9 protein-coding genes and 1 tRNA gene are annotated in these 14237 nt (G+C 74.6%); 7 read left to right on the top strand and 3 right to left on the bottom strand.

From position 1 onward, the window contains the following. Positions 1-31 precede the first annotated feature (31 nt). The 3 genes from PUR71_RS01400 to PUR71_RS01390 form a co-directional block, all read right to left on the bottom strand. Positions 32-868, bottom strand: a complete 837-nt coding sequence (locus tag PUR71_RS01400) for a chaplin (protein WP_329924430.1) — start codon at positions 866-868, stop codon at positions 32-34. 348 nt (positions 869-1216) lie between these two features. Continuing rightward, positions 1217-1459, bottom strand: a complete 243-nt coding sequence (locus tag PUR71_RS01395) for a chaplin (protein WP_329924429.1) — start codon at positions 1457-1459, stop codon at positions 1217-1219. 252 nt (positions 1460-1711) lie between these two features. Beyond that, a complete protein-coding gene (locus PUR71_RS01390) occupies positions 1712-3043 on the bottom strand; it encodes a M20/M25/M40 family metallo-hydrolase (RefSeq protein WP_329924428.1) in 1332 nt (443 codons plus the stop codon). A 291-nt stretch (positions 3044-3334) separates the two neighbouring features. Here PUR71_RS01390 and PUR71_RS01385 point away from each other — a divergent pair. From PUR71_RS01385 to PUR71_RS01355, 7 genes are all read left to right on the top strand, one after another. Beyond that, positions 3335-3419 (top strand) — tRNA-Leu (locus tag PUR71_RS01385). A gap of 188 nt (positions 3420-3607) precedes the next feature. Beyond that, positions 3608-7144: a tetratricopeptide repeat protein gene (locus PUR71_RS01380; RefSeq protein ID WP_329924427.1), complete on the top strand. Its 3537-nt coding sequence runs from the start codon at positions 3608-3610 to the stop codon at positions 7142-7144. A gap of 307 nt (positions 7145-7451) precedes the next feature. Next, positions 7452-9224, top strand: a complete 1773-nt coding sequence (locus PUR71_RS01375; protein ID WP_329924426.1) for a condensation domain-containing protein — start codon at positions 7452-7454, stop codon at positions 9222-9224. After that, entirely contained in the window at positions 9221-10510 is a 1290-nt protein-coding gene (locus tag PUR71_RS01370) for an MFS transporter (RefSeq protein ID WP_329924425.1), read from the top strand. The genes PUR71_RS01375 and PUR71_RS01370 overlap by 4 nt, the downstream gene beginning before the upstream one ends. Before the next feature lie 12 nt (positions 10511-10522). Next, complete coding sequence (locus tag PUR71_RS01365; protein ID WP_329924424.1) at positions 10523-11608, top strand: LuxR family transcriptional regulator; 1086 nt, start codon at positions 10523-10525, stop codon at positions 11606-11608. Between the two features lie 213 nt (positions 11609-11821). Further along, the gene (ngcE, locus tag PUR71_RS01360; protein WP_329924423.1) at positions 11822-13771 is read left to right on the top strand and encodes an N-acetylglucosamine/diacetylchitobiose ABC transporter substrate-binding protein; all 1950 of its coding nucleotides are present in this window, start codon (positions 11822-11824) and stop codon (positions 13769-13771) included. Positions 13772-13904: 133 nt separating this feature from the next. Further along, a complete protein-coding gene (locus PUR71_RS01355; RefSeq protein ID WP_329924422.1) occupies positions 13905-14099 on the top strand; it encodes a hypothetical protein in 195 nt (64 codons plus the stop codon). Positions 14100-14237: the final 138 nt, after the last annotated feature.

Raw genomic sequence — 14237 nt, 5'->3', positions numbered from 1 at the left:
CGGGCGCGCGTCGTTCCGTGTCCGGCGTGCCTCAGCGGGCGCCGGCGCGGGCCCGGCGGTAGAGCACGCCGCCGCCGAGCAGCAGCGCGAGGCCGGCCGCGCCGAGCAGCTCGACGTCGCCCGCGCCGGTCGACGCCAACTGGCTGCCGGGGGCACCGGCGGCCGTGGTGGCCGCGCCGCTCGTGCGGGCCGCGGCCGGGACGGCACCGGTGGCCGGCCCGCCGCTGCCGCCACCGGCGGCCGACCCGACGGCCGGGGTGGAGGCGGCCGGCGCACCCGGGGTGCTGCCGGTGGGCGAGCCGCCGGTGCGACCGCTGCCCGGCGAGGTCTCGCCACCGCCCTGCGGCGGGGTGCTGGACGGCGTGCCGGCCGGCGGGGTCGGGCTGTGGCCCTCGGGGCAGTCGTCGGTGGGCTGCGGCGCCGGCGGCGTCGCGACGTTGCCGCAGGCGTTGCCGAAGGCCGGGTTGCCGACGCCGACGACGTCCACGGAGTTGCCGCAGGCGTTGACCGGGACGTGCACCGGGGCCTGGACACTGTTGCCGGAGACCACGCCGGGCGAGTGGGCGGCGGCGCCGGAGGCCGAGGCACCCGAGGCGGAGGAGCCGCGGGTCTCACCGCCGTTGGCGCCGCTGCCACCCTGACCGCCGCCGCCCTGGTGGCCGCTCGCGTTGGCGCAGTGGTTTCCGTAGGACGGGTTGAGCGCGCCGATCACGTCGACGGTGTTGCCGCAGGCGTTGATCGGCACCTCGACCGGCACCTGCACCGAGTTACCCGAGGCGACGCCCGGCGAACCGGTGGCACCCCCCTGCGCCTCGGCGCCCGCGTAGGCGTAGCCGGCGGTCGAGGCCAGGACACTGCCCGTGGCCACGGCCGTGAGGATCCCCTTCTTGGCTACATTCCTCATGTATTCCCCTGACGTGTGACGTATCCGTATGACGTGTCGAAACGACGTGATGACCTCACGACCTTCCGAACGTCCGAAAGTCGGACTTTGCGAATATCCGGATATCCCGCAAGGTCTTCGACTGCACAGGAGTAAACGAGGCAGTCGCGGCGAGGTTGGGCCGAACGCATCACCTTCACCCGATCGAGTGGACGTGTCCGCTCGACGTATCCGGGCGCCCGTGATCCGTCGGCCCCCGCCCCGCCTTGTCCCCCGGAACGCAAGAACCCCCGGCGGCGGGGAGTCCGCCGCCGGGGGCCGAGCTTCTGGGCCTTAGAAGTTGGCGCAGTGGTTGCCGAACGCCGGGTTCAGGACACCGATCACGCTGACGGTGTTGCCGCAGACGTTGACCGGGACGTGAACCGGGACCTGCAGCAGGTTGCCGGAGACCACACCCGGCGAGGCGACCGCAGCACCCTCGGCCGCCGCACCGCCGTGAGCGGACGCGACACCGGCGGCGGCGAGGACCAGCCCACCGGTGGCAGCGGCGACGGCGGCGATCTTCTTGACCTTCATCATTCCTCCTGTATGGACAGCGCAACCCGTTCGGCGGGCTGCACAGGGATGAACGACGGTGTGGCAAACGGGGTACGGAACAGATTTGCCATTCACCCGCAACGGTGATCACTCGCACACACGCACACCCATGAATTCCATGCAGGAACGTTTCTGTTGATCTCCCAGACCGCGTCCCAAATCATTAGCTCCGACAATGCGGACGGCCCGCCCCCGGAACCCCGGAGGCGGGCCGCCGTGACGCCGCGCGGCTCAGCAGGCGTCGATGAACCGGTCCAGCACGCGTACGCCGAACTTCAGCCCGTCCACCGGCACGCGCTCGTCCACGCCGTGGAACATCCCGGCGAAGTCCAGCTCCGGCGGCAGCTGAAGCGGCGCGAAGCCGAAGCAGCGGATCCCGAGGTCCTGGAACGACTTGGCGTCCGTCCCGCCCGACAGGCAGTACGGCACCGCGCGGGCGATCGGGTCCTCGGCGCGCAGCGCCGTCTGCATGGCCTCGACCAGCGCGCCGTCGAAGCTCGTCTCGATCGCCTTGTCCGCGTGCAGGCTCTCGCGCTTCACGCGCGGGCCGAGGACGCTGTCCAGCTCGGCCAGGAACTCCTCCTCGTAGCCGGGCAGGAAGCGCCCGTCCACGTGCGCGGTGGCCTGGCCGGGGATGACGTTCACCTTGTAGCCGGCGCCGAGCATGGTCGGCTGGGCGGTGTTGCGCAGCGTGGTGCCGATCATCTTGGCGATGCCGCCGAGCACCCGCAGCGTCTCGTCCATGTTCTCCGGGTCCAGCTCGACCCCGAGCGCGTCGGACAGCTCGTCCAGGAAGGCCCGGACGGTCTTGGTGATCCGCAGCGGGAACGTGTGCCGGCCCAGCCGGGCGACCGCCTCGCACAGCTCGGTGATCGCGTTGTCGTCGTTCTCCATCGAGCCGTGGCCGGCGCGGCCCTCGACCGTCAGGCGCATCCAGTGCATGCCCTTCTCGGCCGTCTCCACCAGGTAGAGGCGCACCTGGTCGTTGACCGTGAAGGAGAAGCCGCCGACCTCGCCGATGCCCTCGGTCACGCCCTCGAACAGCTCGGGGTGCTTGTCCACCAGGAACCGCGCGCCGTACGTGCCGCCGGCCTCCTCGTCCGCGACGAAGGCCAGCACCAGGTCGCGCGGGGGCTTGCGGCCGGTGCGCAGCCGGTCGCGGACGACGGCGAGGGTCATCGCGTCCATGTCCTTCATGTCGACCGCGCCGCGGCCCCACACGCAGCCGTCGGCGATCTCGCCGCCGAAGGGGTCGTACGTCCAGTCGGCGGCGTTCGCCGGGACGACGTCGGTGTGGCCGTGGATCAGCAGGCCCGGGCGGGAACGGTCCTCGCCCTCGATCCGGACGACGGTGGAGGCCCGCCCCTTGGCCGATTCGAAGATCTGTGGTTCGACCCCGAACTCGGCGAGCTGCTCGGCCACGTACTCGGCCGCCTTCCGCTCGCCCGGCCCGGAGCCGTCCCCGTAGTTGCTGGTGTCGATCCGGATCAGATCGCGACAGATCCCGGCGACCTCCGACTCAGCCGTCACCCTCGGCGTCGCCGACTCGCTCCGCTCGCTCACGGTCACTCCTCGTCTCTGGCCCGCACCGGCGCACCAGCGCGCCATCCCCAGGACCTGCACCCGGGCCGTACGAGCACGTCCGCCCATCCTCCCGCAGGCCCCCACCGGGATCCACCCCCCGCACGGGCCCGAAACCCGCTGGTCACGCCCCCGCCACACTCCGCCCCTTGCCCGCGCCACCGCCCCCGCTCCCCCGCCCGGAGCCGTTTTGGGAACGCAAGCCGATCTTTGCTACAGTTACATCTGTCAGCGCGGCCGACGGAAAAGCGGAAGCCGCAAGGACAACACCCGGTCCGGGTGGCGGAATGGCAGACGCGCTAGCTTGAGGTGCTAGTGCCCTTTATCGGGCGTGGGGGTTCAAGTCCCCCCTCGGACACCGGATATCCCCTCGGGGCTCGCAAGAGCTCCGGGGGGATTTCGCGTTTTCGGGGGCCGTTTCCGCAGGGCCGTGGGGCGGTTGGGGGTGGCGGACACGGCATGGACGCCCTTGCCCAACGGAATGGTCTAGTCCACACTGGCCGTCGGCCCGGGAGGGCCCCGGGGCGGGCGGACGAGGGGGAGGCCATGGGGGGACGGGACGCGGCGCCGGGGCTCCCCTGGGACGGCCCGGAGACGGGTGGCGAAACGCTCGGCGCCCAGGTGCAGGGACACCGACGGCGGGCGGGGCTCAGCCAGGAGGAAGCGGCGGCCCGTGCCTCGATCAGCGCCCGCGCGCTGCGTGACATCGAGCGCGACCGGGTCAACCGCCCGCAGACCGGGACGCTCCAGCGGCTCGCCGCGGCCCTCGGGTTGAGCGGCGCCGACGTCGACCGGCTGCTGGCCGCCGCCCGCGCGCGGCCGGCCAGGAGCACCGGCCGGCTGCGCTTCCTGATCCTCGGCCCGCTCGTCGTGCAGCGCGACCAGGCCCCGCTCGCGGTCACCAGCCCGATGCAGCGCCGCCTGCTCGGACTGCTCGCGCTCAAGCACCCCGAGCCGGCCACCCAGCAGGAGATCGCCGAGACGCTCTGGCCCGCCGGCCCGCCCAGCTCCCGGCAGAGCCTCATCCACACGTACGTCAGCCAGGTCCGCCAGCTGCTCGAACCCGCCGCTCCCCGGGCCGGCGCGAAGCCCGCCGTCGCCCGCACCCCCACCGGCTACCTCCTGGAGGCCGCGTGGAGCCAGCGCGACCTCGGGCACTTCGACGAACTCCTCGCCCGCGCCAAACGCGCGATCGCCGGGGGAGACCCGGTCCTCGCGTACGAGTCGCTCACGCGCGCCCTGGAGTGGTGGCGCGGGCCCGTGCTCGCGGACGCCGACCCCGCGCTGCGCAACCACCCGGCCGCCGTCGCCGCCAACGAGCAGCGGACCGAGGCCGTCCTGCTGCACGCCGACACCGCGCTCCGGCTCGGCCGCCCCGACGACGCCGTGCGCCGCCTCTGGGAGATGGTCCGGGAGGAGCCGCTGCACGAGGGCCTGCACGCCCGGCTCGTCCTCACCCTCGCCAGCTGCGGCGAACAGGCCGCCGCACTCAAGGTGTTCACCCGCTTCCGCGACCGGCTGGACGAGGAACTGGGCATCGCGCCCAGCGAGGAACTGCGCGAGGCGCACCTGCGGGTGCTGCGCCAGCAACTGCCCCGCGCCCGGCGCACCGGCGCGGACGAGCCGTGGACCCCGCCGGCACCGGGCCCGGCCCCCGCCGTCCGGCCGGCCCAACTCCCCGCCGAGACCGGGGCGCACGTCGGACGCCGCCGCCAACTCCAGGAGCTGGACGCCCTGGTGGCCACGGACCCGGCCGCCCGGCAGAAGGTCGTCGCCGTGGTGGGCGCGCCGGGCGTCGGCAAGACGGCGCTCGCGATGCACTGGGCGCACGCCCGCCGCGACCACTTCCCGGACGGGCAGCTGTTCGTCGACCTGCGCGGCCACTCCCCCGTGCCCGCGCTGCGCCCCGGCGACGTCCTGGCCCAGTTCCTCCGCGCCCTCGGCGTGCCGCCGGACCAGATGCCCGCCGACGAGGACGAGGCCGTCGCGACCTACCGCACGCTGCTCGCCGACAAGCGGATGCTGATCGTGCTGGACAACGCCCGCGACTCCGAGCAGGTCCGGCCGCTCATCCCCGGCGCGCAGGGCTGCGGCATCGTCATCACGAGCCGCACCCGGATGGCCGGGCTGGTCGTGAGCGACGGCGCCCGGCAGCTGGCCCTCGACGTGCTCGGCCCGGAGGACGCCCTGCGGCTGCTCGCGCACACCACGGGCGCCGAGCGGGTCGCCGCCGAGGAGGAGGCCGCGCGGGCGCTGGTCCAGCTGTGCGGCGGGCTGCCGCTCGCGATCCGGATCGCCGCCGCCAACCTCCACGCCCGCAACACCGGCATCACCGCGTACTGCACCGAACTCGCCGGCGACGACCTGCTCAGCCGACTGCGCGTCGAGGGCGACCGGCACGCGACCGTCCGGGCCGCGTTCGACCTCTCCTACCGCGCCCTGCCCGAACCGGCCGGGCGGATGTTCCGGCTGCTCAGCCTGATGCCCGGGGCGGACGTCACCGTCCACGGCGCCGCCGCCCTCGCCGACACCACCTCCGCCGAGTCCGCCCTGCTCATGCACCGGCTGACCGACGCCCACCTCGTGCAGGAGCGCTCCCCCGGCCGGTTCGGGCTGCACGACCTGCTGCGCTCCTACGCCCGCGAGCTCGTCGTCGGCGACGAGGTGCACGGCGCCCGGGAACGGCTCTTCGAGTGGTACCTGCGCCACGCCGAGGCCGCGGCCCGGCTGCTCGACCCGACCAGGCCCGCGGCCGGCCCCGGACCGGCCGCCGCCACGCTCGTCCCGGACCGCGCCCAGGCGTCCGCGTGGCTGGACGCCGAACGGGAGAGCCTGGTCGGCGCCGTCCTGCACGCGGCCCACTCCGGCTTCCCGACCGTCGCCTGGCGCCTCGCCGAGAGCCTGCACGGCTACCTCTCCCGGGGCATGTACACCATCCAGCGGCTGCGCGTGGCCACCGCCGGGCTCGCCGCCGCCGTCACCGACGGCCGGATCCGCGCCCAGGCCACCGCGCAGTTGCAGCGCGCCGACTGCCACTGGACCCTCGGCAACAACGCGCTCGCCGTCACCCTCTTCGGCAAGGCCCTCGACCTCGCCGGGCAGGCCGAGTGGCCGGCCGGGCAGGCGACGGCGTTGCGCCGGATCGGCGCCGCCCACCAGGAGAACGGCAGCATGCGCCTGGCCTCCGACTACCTCTCCCGGGCCCGCGAGCTCACCGAACGGGCCGGCGGCGCGGGCACCGCCGACGACCTCACCGACCTCGGCCTGATCTGCTGGAAGCTCGGCCGACTGCCCGAGGCCGCCGACCACTTCACCCACGCCGCCCGGCTCTACCGCGCCCTCGGCTCCGTGCGCGGCGAGGCCATCGCCCACACCAACCTCGGCATCGCCCACCGCGCCATGGGCCGCTCCCGGGAGGCGATCCGGGTGGTCGGCGCCGCGCTGGCCGTCCACGAGGCCACCGGCAACCGGACCAGCGAGACCGTCGCCCTGAGCTGCCTCTCGCGCGCCCACTCCGACCTCGGCGACCACCGCACCGGCCGCCGGCTCGCCGAGACCGCCCTCGCCACCGCGCGGGAGCTCGGCAACCGCCGACTGGAGGCGAACGCCGCCTTCGTCCTCGCGATCGCGCTGGAGCGGGCCGAACGGCTGCCCGAGGCCGCCGACAGCCACCGGCGGGCGCTGCACCTCGCCGAGGTGGTCGACGACCGCTTCCCGCAGGTGGCCGCACTCGTCGGCCTGGCGACCGTCCAACGGCGGCTCGGCGACGCACAGCTCGCCCTGGTCACCGCCCGGCAGGCGCTCGACCTGGCTCGCGAGTCGGAGTTCCGGCTGCTGGAGGCCTGCGCGCTCGACGTGCTCGCCCACGTCCGCGTCCTGCTCGGCGACCCGCGCGCCGGCGCGGACCTGGCCGCCGAGGCGCTCGCCCTGCACCGGGAGACCGGCCACCGGCCCGGCGAGGCGCGCAGCCACCACGTCCTCGGCCACGCGCACGCGGCGCTCGGCGCGCCGCAGGAGGCGATCGAGCACCGGCGCGCGGCGGAGCGGATCGGCGAGGAGACGGGCACCGGGGCCGTCGTCTGAGTCACGGCCGGGCGGTTGCGGCCGTGACGACCGTTGATGGCCGTTGCGGCCGTTGGCGACCGTTGCGCCGTTGGCGGCCGTTTGGCGCCGGGACAACTGCTCCGGAAGTTGCGGCGAGTTCTTCCGGTCGCGCGGCCGTCTCCCGTCCGCCCGCCGGATCGCCGAGCTCAGCCGGCGTGAACGGCCCCCCGCCGCACGGAAGTTCCGGCGGCGCGGCCTCTGGTGCGACTACAGCCGGTCCAACAGCCGTCCTCCGTACCGTGATCCGGAACCCCCACACGACCGCCGCGATCCATGAGGTGACACGTTGCCACAGCTCACGGTCGACTTCGCCGGTGCCCGCCCCGCACGGTCGGGCACCCTCTCGTTCGGTCACGCCAACATCGTCCGTGCGATCGGCATCGACGACGACCCCACGCGCCTGAACCTGGCCATGGTCTTCGGCGTCCCCGCCGACGGCGGCCCGGACCGGATCGCCGCCCAGCTGCGCACCCTGCTGGAGCGCCACGAGTCACTGCGCACCACCTACGTCCTCACCACCCCGCCCACCCAGCGGGTCGCCGCCACCGGCACGCTCGTCGTCGAGCTGGTCGAGGCGGACGGCGACCCCCTGGACACGGCCGAGCGCACCGCCCGCCGGCTGCGCGCCAGCCCCTTCGACCTGGAGTCCGAACTCCCCTTCCGCGCCGCCCTGGTGACGGCGGACGGCGTCCCGAGACAGCTGGTCTGGGTGGTCACCCACGCCGCCATGGACGTCGCCGCGTGCGAGGTGTTGCACGCCGAGTGGGCCGCGCTGTGCGCCGGCCGAGAGCTGCCGGAGCCGCCCGCGCTGGAGCCCGTCGACGTCGTCGGGCTGGAGCGGTCGGCGTCCGTCCAGCGGATCGGCGCGGGCGCCGTGCAGTACTGGGGCGCCCAGATCGGCCGGGTGCCGCAGGCCGTGTTCCCGCCGCCGACCGGCACCCCGGCCAAGACCGACTGGCTGCACCCCGGCCTGAGCGTCCGCTCGACGGCCGCCCCCGCCCACCTGGCGGCCGTCGCCCAACGGACCGGCGCCAGCGCCTCCACGGTGGTGCTCGCGGCCCTCGGCGTGCTCGTCGGGCACCGCACCGGGCACAGGACCGTCCCGGTCACCTCGCTCTCCGGCAACCGCGTCGTCCCCACGCTGCGCGGCTTCTTCGGCTCGCTCGCGCAGGACGCGCTGCTACCGCTCGACCTCGACGGGCTCACCGGCTTCGACGACGTCGTCCGGCGGGTGCAGGCGGCCGGGCTGCCCGCCTACCGGCACAGCTGGTTCGACCCGACCGCCGTCTGGCGGGCCATCGAGGCCGCCAGCGCCGAACGCGGCACCTCCTTCGCCCGCGACCTCGTCTTCAACGACATGAGCGCGCTGGCCGCCGCGGCCGGCTCCCCCGACGAGTCCGCGCGCGGGCGACTTCCCGGCGTGTGGATCCCCGGCCACCAGGAGCCGCCCGTCCCGGAGCCGGGGCTCGGCGGCAGCGTCGGGTGGGTGCCCGCCGAGGACGTCCCCTGCCGCTTCTTCGCGTGCCTGTACCGGCTCGCCGGGGAGTTCGAGCTGACCCTGTGGCTCGATCCGCAGACGCTGTCCGGGGCCGAGGCGGAGGAGTTCGGGCGCGCCCTGCTGCGCCTGTTCGCGGCCGCCGCCGAGGAGGACGTGGCGCTCAAGGAACTGCCCTCGCTCACCACCCTCGCGCCGGTCGAGCGCGGCCCCGGCTGGTACCTCAGCGACCGCTGCTGGGTCGAGCTCGCCGCCGTCCGGACGCTGGTCGCCGAGGTGCTGGCCGACCTGGTGACCGGCACCCCGCACCTCGTCACCGCCGAGCCGGACGACGACCTCGGCCACCGGCTGGTGTGCCACCTCGCGGGGCCCGCCGACCCGCGGGACGTCCAGCGGCGCGCGCTGGCCGCGCTCCCCGGGCGGGCCGGCGCCATCACCCCGCACCGCTACGTGGTGCACGACGGCGCCCCTGCCCCGGCCCGCACCGGCGACCCGCGGGCCTGGTCCGGGCTCCCGGTGCTGTCCGACTCCTCCGGCCGACCCTCGCAAGGCGGCCTGACGTGAGCGCCACCGACACCAGCGCCGACGAGGCGAGTTCGACCGGCACGGACGCCGAGGACGCCGGCGCCCCCGGCGCGGCCCTGTGGTCCGGCAACTTCCGCCTCTACTTCGGCGCCCGCACCGGCTCGCTGCTCGGCGACGCGATGCTGCCGGTGGCGCTGTCCGTCGGCGTCCTGGACAGCGGCTACGGCACCGCCGGGGTCGGCTACGCGCTGGGCGCCTGGATGGCCGCGCTCGCCATGGGCGTGCTGTTCGGCGGCGTGCTCGCCGACCGGTTCACGCCGCGCCGGATGATGGTCCTGGCCGACCTCGTGCGGCTGGGCATCCAAGGCGCGCTCGCCGTCGCGTTCGCGCTCGGCACGCCGTCGCTGGCCGCGGTCGTCGCGCTGCAGTTCGCGAGCGGCCTGGCCACCGCGCTGTTCCAGCCCGGCGTGGCCGGGCTCGTCCCACGGGTCGCGCAGGACGTCCAGCGGGCCAACGGCGCCCTGCGGATCGCCGAGTCGCTGGCCGGGGTGGCCGGGCCGGCCCTGGCCGGGGTCCTGGTCGGCTTCTCCGGGCCCGCCGTGGTGTTCGCCATCTACGCGACCACGTACGGGATCAGCGCCGCCTGCCTGTTCGCGCTGCGGCTGCCGCCGCGCGCGGGCGAGCCGGCCGGGGAGTCGTTCCTGCGCCAACTGGTCGAGGGCTGGCAGGAGTTCCGGGCCCGCTCATGGCTGTGGGGCGTCATCTCGGTCTTCCTGCTGTACGGCTGCTTCGTGGCCGGCCTCTCGCTGCCGGTCGGCACGGACCTCGTCGTCTCCGCCCACGGCTCCACCGCGCTCGGCACCGGCCTGGCCGCGATGGGCGTCGGCGGGCTGGTCGGCGGCGCCGTCGCGATGCGGCTGCGACCGGCCCGGCCGCTCGCCTGCGGGACGACCGGGTGGGTGCTGTTCGCGCTGTACCCGCTGACGGCGGCGGTCCGGCCCGGCGTCGTGGTGCTGTGCGTCGGCTGGGGCCTCGCCGGGGCCGGTCTGGCGCTGTGGTCGGTCCTGTGGGCGACCACCGTCCAGACCCAGATCCCCGGCGACCTGCTCAACCGGGTGTACGCGTACGACGTGGCCGGCTCGCTGCTGTCGATGGCGCTCGGCCGCGCGCTGGCCGGACCGATCGCCCGCCTGACCGGGGAGCGCGCGCTGATGTTCGCGTCCTTCGGCGTCGGGCTGGCCTGCAGCGCCGTCCTGCTGGCGGCACCGGCCATCCGCAGGCTGCGCGCCGCCGACCCGGGCGGCGGACGACCGGACGAGGACTGAGTGGAGGCGATCATGGCACACGCGGCACCGACCGTACGACGGGACTCCGCCAGACACCCCGACGAGACCGGACACCCAGGCGAGACCGGACTTTCCGACGAGACCGGGCACCCCGGCGAGCCTGACCAGTTCGTGGTCTGGCTCTACGAACGGGCCCTCGGCCGACCGCACTTCACCCCCGCCGGGATCGCCGCCGAGCTCGGCCTCCCGTTCCCCCGGGTCCTGCGGGCGCTCGACGAACTGCGCGAACTGCGACTGGTCAAACCGGCCGATGACGGCGGGAGCCTGCTGGTCGCGGTCAGCCCGGACACGGCCCAGGTCGAGCTCCTGGTCCCGCTGGAACGGGCGATCCACGACCAGCGGCGCCGGCTCGCCGGCTTCAAGGGCCAACTGCGGTCGTTCGCGGCCGCGTTCGACAAGCAGGCCAAGGCCCGCACGGAGAGCGTGGTGGTCACCGACGACCCGCAGGAGCTCCGGCTGCGGCTCCTCGACGCGGCCCAGCGCTGCACGGAGGAACTCCTGGTCATGCAGCCCTGCGTGGCGCAGGAGACCGCCGAACTGCGGCTGGCGCGGCCGCTCGTGCTGGAGGCGCTGCAACGCGGCGTCCGGGCCCGGGTGCTCTACCCGCACACCGCCCGCGGCGACGCCGGGACGCGGGCCCACATCGGCGCGCTGATGGCGGTCGGCGGGCAGGCCCGCACCACCAAGGAGGTGCACGACCGCTTCCTGGTGTTCGACCGGCAGGTCGCGTTCATCCCGGCCGGCGAGGGCGACGCGGTCGCCGTCGTGTACGACGGGGCGGTGGCGGCCTTCCTCGGCGGGCTGCACGAGCGGTACTGGGCCTCGGCCTTCGAGTTCGACTCCGCGGCCGGCGGCTACGCCGGGACGATCGAGGAGGTGAAGGCGACCATCCTCGAACTGCTCGCCTCCGGCGCCAAGGACGACGTGATCGCCCGGCGGGTGGCGATGTCGGACCGCACCTTCCGCCGCCACCTGGCCGCGATCATGCAGGACCTCTCCGCCACCAGCCGGTTCCAGGCCGGCGTGCTGGCGGCCCGCACCGGGCTGGTCGGCCCGACGCCGAGGAACGCCGCCTGAGCCGGAAGGCCGAGCCGGCACCCGGCGGGCGGGCACCGGAACGCACCACCGCACTTCCGCGCACCACGCGCCCGACCCCGCTCGTCCGAGCGGGGCCCGTCCGCCGCCCGGCTCGCTCCGCGGGCGCGGTGGCCGGCCCGGGCGGGACGCCCTCCCGCCCGGGCCGGTCCCGGCCCCGCCGCCGCCGGACGACCCTCCGATGGAAGGAAACCCATGTCCACCGCCCTTCAGTACCACCTGTTCGCGAGCGACGACGGCGGCAACGACCTGCCGTACGTCCTGTCGCTGCCGGACGGCTACGACGACGCGGCCGACCCCTGGCCGCTGCTGCTGTTCCTGCACGGCGCCTCGGAGCGCGGCGAGGACCTGGCCGGCATCGCCGCGCACGGCCCGCTCAAGCAGATCGAGGCCGGCGCCGACCTGCCGTTCGTCGTCGTCGCGCCGCAGTGTCCCTCGTACAGCACCTGGGCGGCCGAACTGAGCGCGCTGGCAGCCCTGGTCCGGGAGGTGGCCGACGCACACCGGGTGGACCCGGACCGGCTGTACGTCACCGGGCTCAGCATGGGCGGCACCGGGACGTGGGCGCTCACCGCCCGCTACCCGGGCCGGTTCGCCGCCGCGGTGCCGATCTGCGGCTCCTGGCTACCGGAGGCCGCGCCGCGGATCGCCCACCTGCCCGTGTGGACCTTCCACGGCGCCGACGACCGCAACATCCCGGTCTCGCACACCGAGAAGATCGTCGCCGCCCTGCACGAGGCGGGCAACCCCGCCCGCTTCACCCGGTACCCGGACACCGGGCACGACTCGTGGACCCGCACGTACGACGACCCCGAGGTCTACGCCTGGCTGCTCGCGCAGTCCCGGTCCGCCGCAGGGGAGCGGACCGGGCGCTCGAACCCGCTCGGCGTGGACCCGGTGGCGCCGCTGGACGTGCTGGTCTTCGACGGCGGCTTCGGCGACGGGTACGTCCGGGACGCCGAGGAGCGCTACCGCACGGCGTTCCCGCACGCGGAGGTCGAGCACACCGCCGCCAGCGAGATCCGCCCGCTGCTGGAGCCGCGCCTGACCGACGGGAGCCCGCCGGACCTCGTGGACAACACCGGCCCGGACTCGATGGCCACCGCCGAGCTGGCCGCCGCCGGCCACCTGACCGACCTGCGGCCACTGCTGGCCGCGCCGGCCTACGACGACCCGGGCCGCACCGTCGCCGACACGCTGATCCCGGCGGCGATCGCCAAGGGCCGGTTCGGCGGGGAGGAGGTCTGGGCGCTCAACCACGCGTACACGGTGTTCGGCCTCTGGTACTCCAAGTCGACTCTGGCGAAGCACGGTTGGGAGTACCCGCGGACCTGGGACGAGATGCTCGCACTGTGCGGGGAGGCCAAGCGCGAGGGCGTCGCGGGCTGGACGTTCCCCGGTAAGTACCCGTTCTACCTGCAATGGACGCTGTACCCGTTCATCGCCAAGATCGGCGGCCCCGAGGTGCTGCGGGCCATCGACAACCTGGAGCCCCTCGCCTGGCACCACGACGCCGTCCGGCAGGCCTTCGAGGCGTACCACGAACTCGCCGTCCGCGGATACCTGTTGGCGGGCACCGCGGACCTCGACCACCTCCAGGCGCAGGCCGCGTGGACGGCCGGGAAGGCGCTGTTCGTCCCGAACGGCTCGTGGGTGGAGCACGAGACCAAGGACACCACGCCGCCCGGCTTCGACATGGCCGTGGCCGCGCCGCCCGGGCTCGGCGACACCGACCGGATGCCGTTCGGGACCATCTGGGCGGCGGCCGGCAGCGCCTTCGTCGTCCCGCGGGCCGCCCGCAACCCGCGCGGCGGCCAGGAACTGTTGCGCGTCCTGCTCGGCCGGACGTCGGCACGGGAGTTCACCCGCCGGGTGTCCTCGCTGACGGTGGTCGGCGAGGCGGCGGACGACCTCGAACTGCCGCCCGGCCTCGCCTCGGCGCGGGACCTGCTCAGGGCGGCCGGCGAGCACATCGTCGCGCCCCGCACGGACTGGTACCAGGACCTCAACCGCGAGGTGATCGCCGGCTACATCGGCGAACTGACGACCGGCCGGCTGAAGCCCGCCGAGGCCGTCCGGCTGATCCAGCAGGCCGCGGACCGGACCGCCCAGGACGGATCCGTCACGAAGTACCGGCACCCCTGAGCCTTCCGCTCCCCCTCTCGGGGATCCGGTCGCTGACCTGATTCGGCAGCCGGTTCCGGGCGTTGAGGAAGGTCTGCACCAATCCATAGCCTCGAACCACCCGAGCGCGCCGAGGCGATCGGATACATCGCCCGTGGTCAGCGATGTGATCGACCGGAACGGCCGGTTCCAGGAAGGCCCCGAACCGTCAACCGCCGGCGAACACATCCGCACCTCCTGCACCGCCCTCGGCCTCGAACGCTGGATCACCGTCCTCACCGACCACTTCCACGGCGACCTCGACCACGCCACCGAAACCGTCCGCACCGTCCGAAAGGAACCTGCATGAGCGCCACCGGCATCGACAAGGTCCGCGACTGGATCCTCGGCCGTCACCCCGGCCGCACCGAACTCGCCCCCGACGTCAACATCATCGAGAGCCGCCTCGTCGACTCGCTCGCCTTCGTCGAGCTCGTCTACACGATCG

Source organism: Streptomyces sp. SP17BM10 (assembly GCF_036322405.1).
GTDB lineage: Bacteria > Actinomycetota > Actinomycetes > Streptomycetales > Streptomycetaceae > Kitasatospora.
The sequence above is the reverse complement of the archived record's forward strand: the minus strand, read 5'-3'. Positions and strand labels throughout refer to the sequence as shown.

Bases quoted from the DNA above. Each gene is read 5' to 3' on its own strand.
- PUR71_RS01365 (WP_329924424.1), top strand. From the start codon at position 10,523: ATGGCACACGCGGCACCGACCGTACGACGGGACTCCGCCAGACACCCC.
- PUR71_RS01395 (WP_329924429.1), bottom strand. From the start codon at position 1,459: ATGAAGGTCAAGAAGATCGCCGCCGTCGCCGCTGCCACCGGTGGGCTG.
- ngcE (WP_329924423.1), top strand. From the start codon at position 11,822: ATGTCCACCGCCCTTCAGTACCACCTGTTCGCGAGCGACGACGGCGGC.
- PUR71_RS01380 (WP_329924427.1), top strand. From the start codon at position 3,608: ATGGGGGGACGGGACGCGGCGCCGGGGCTCCCCTGGGACGGCCCGGAG.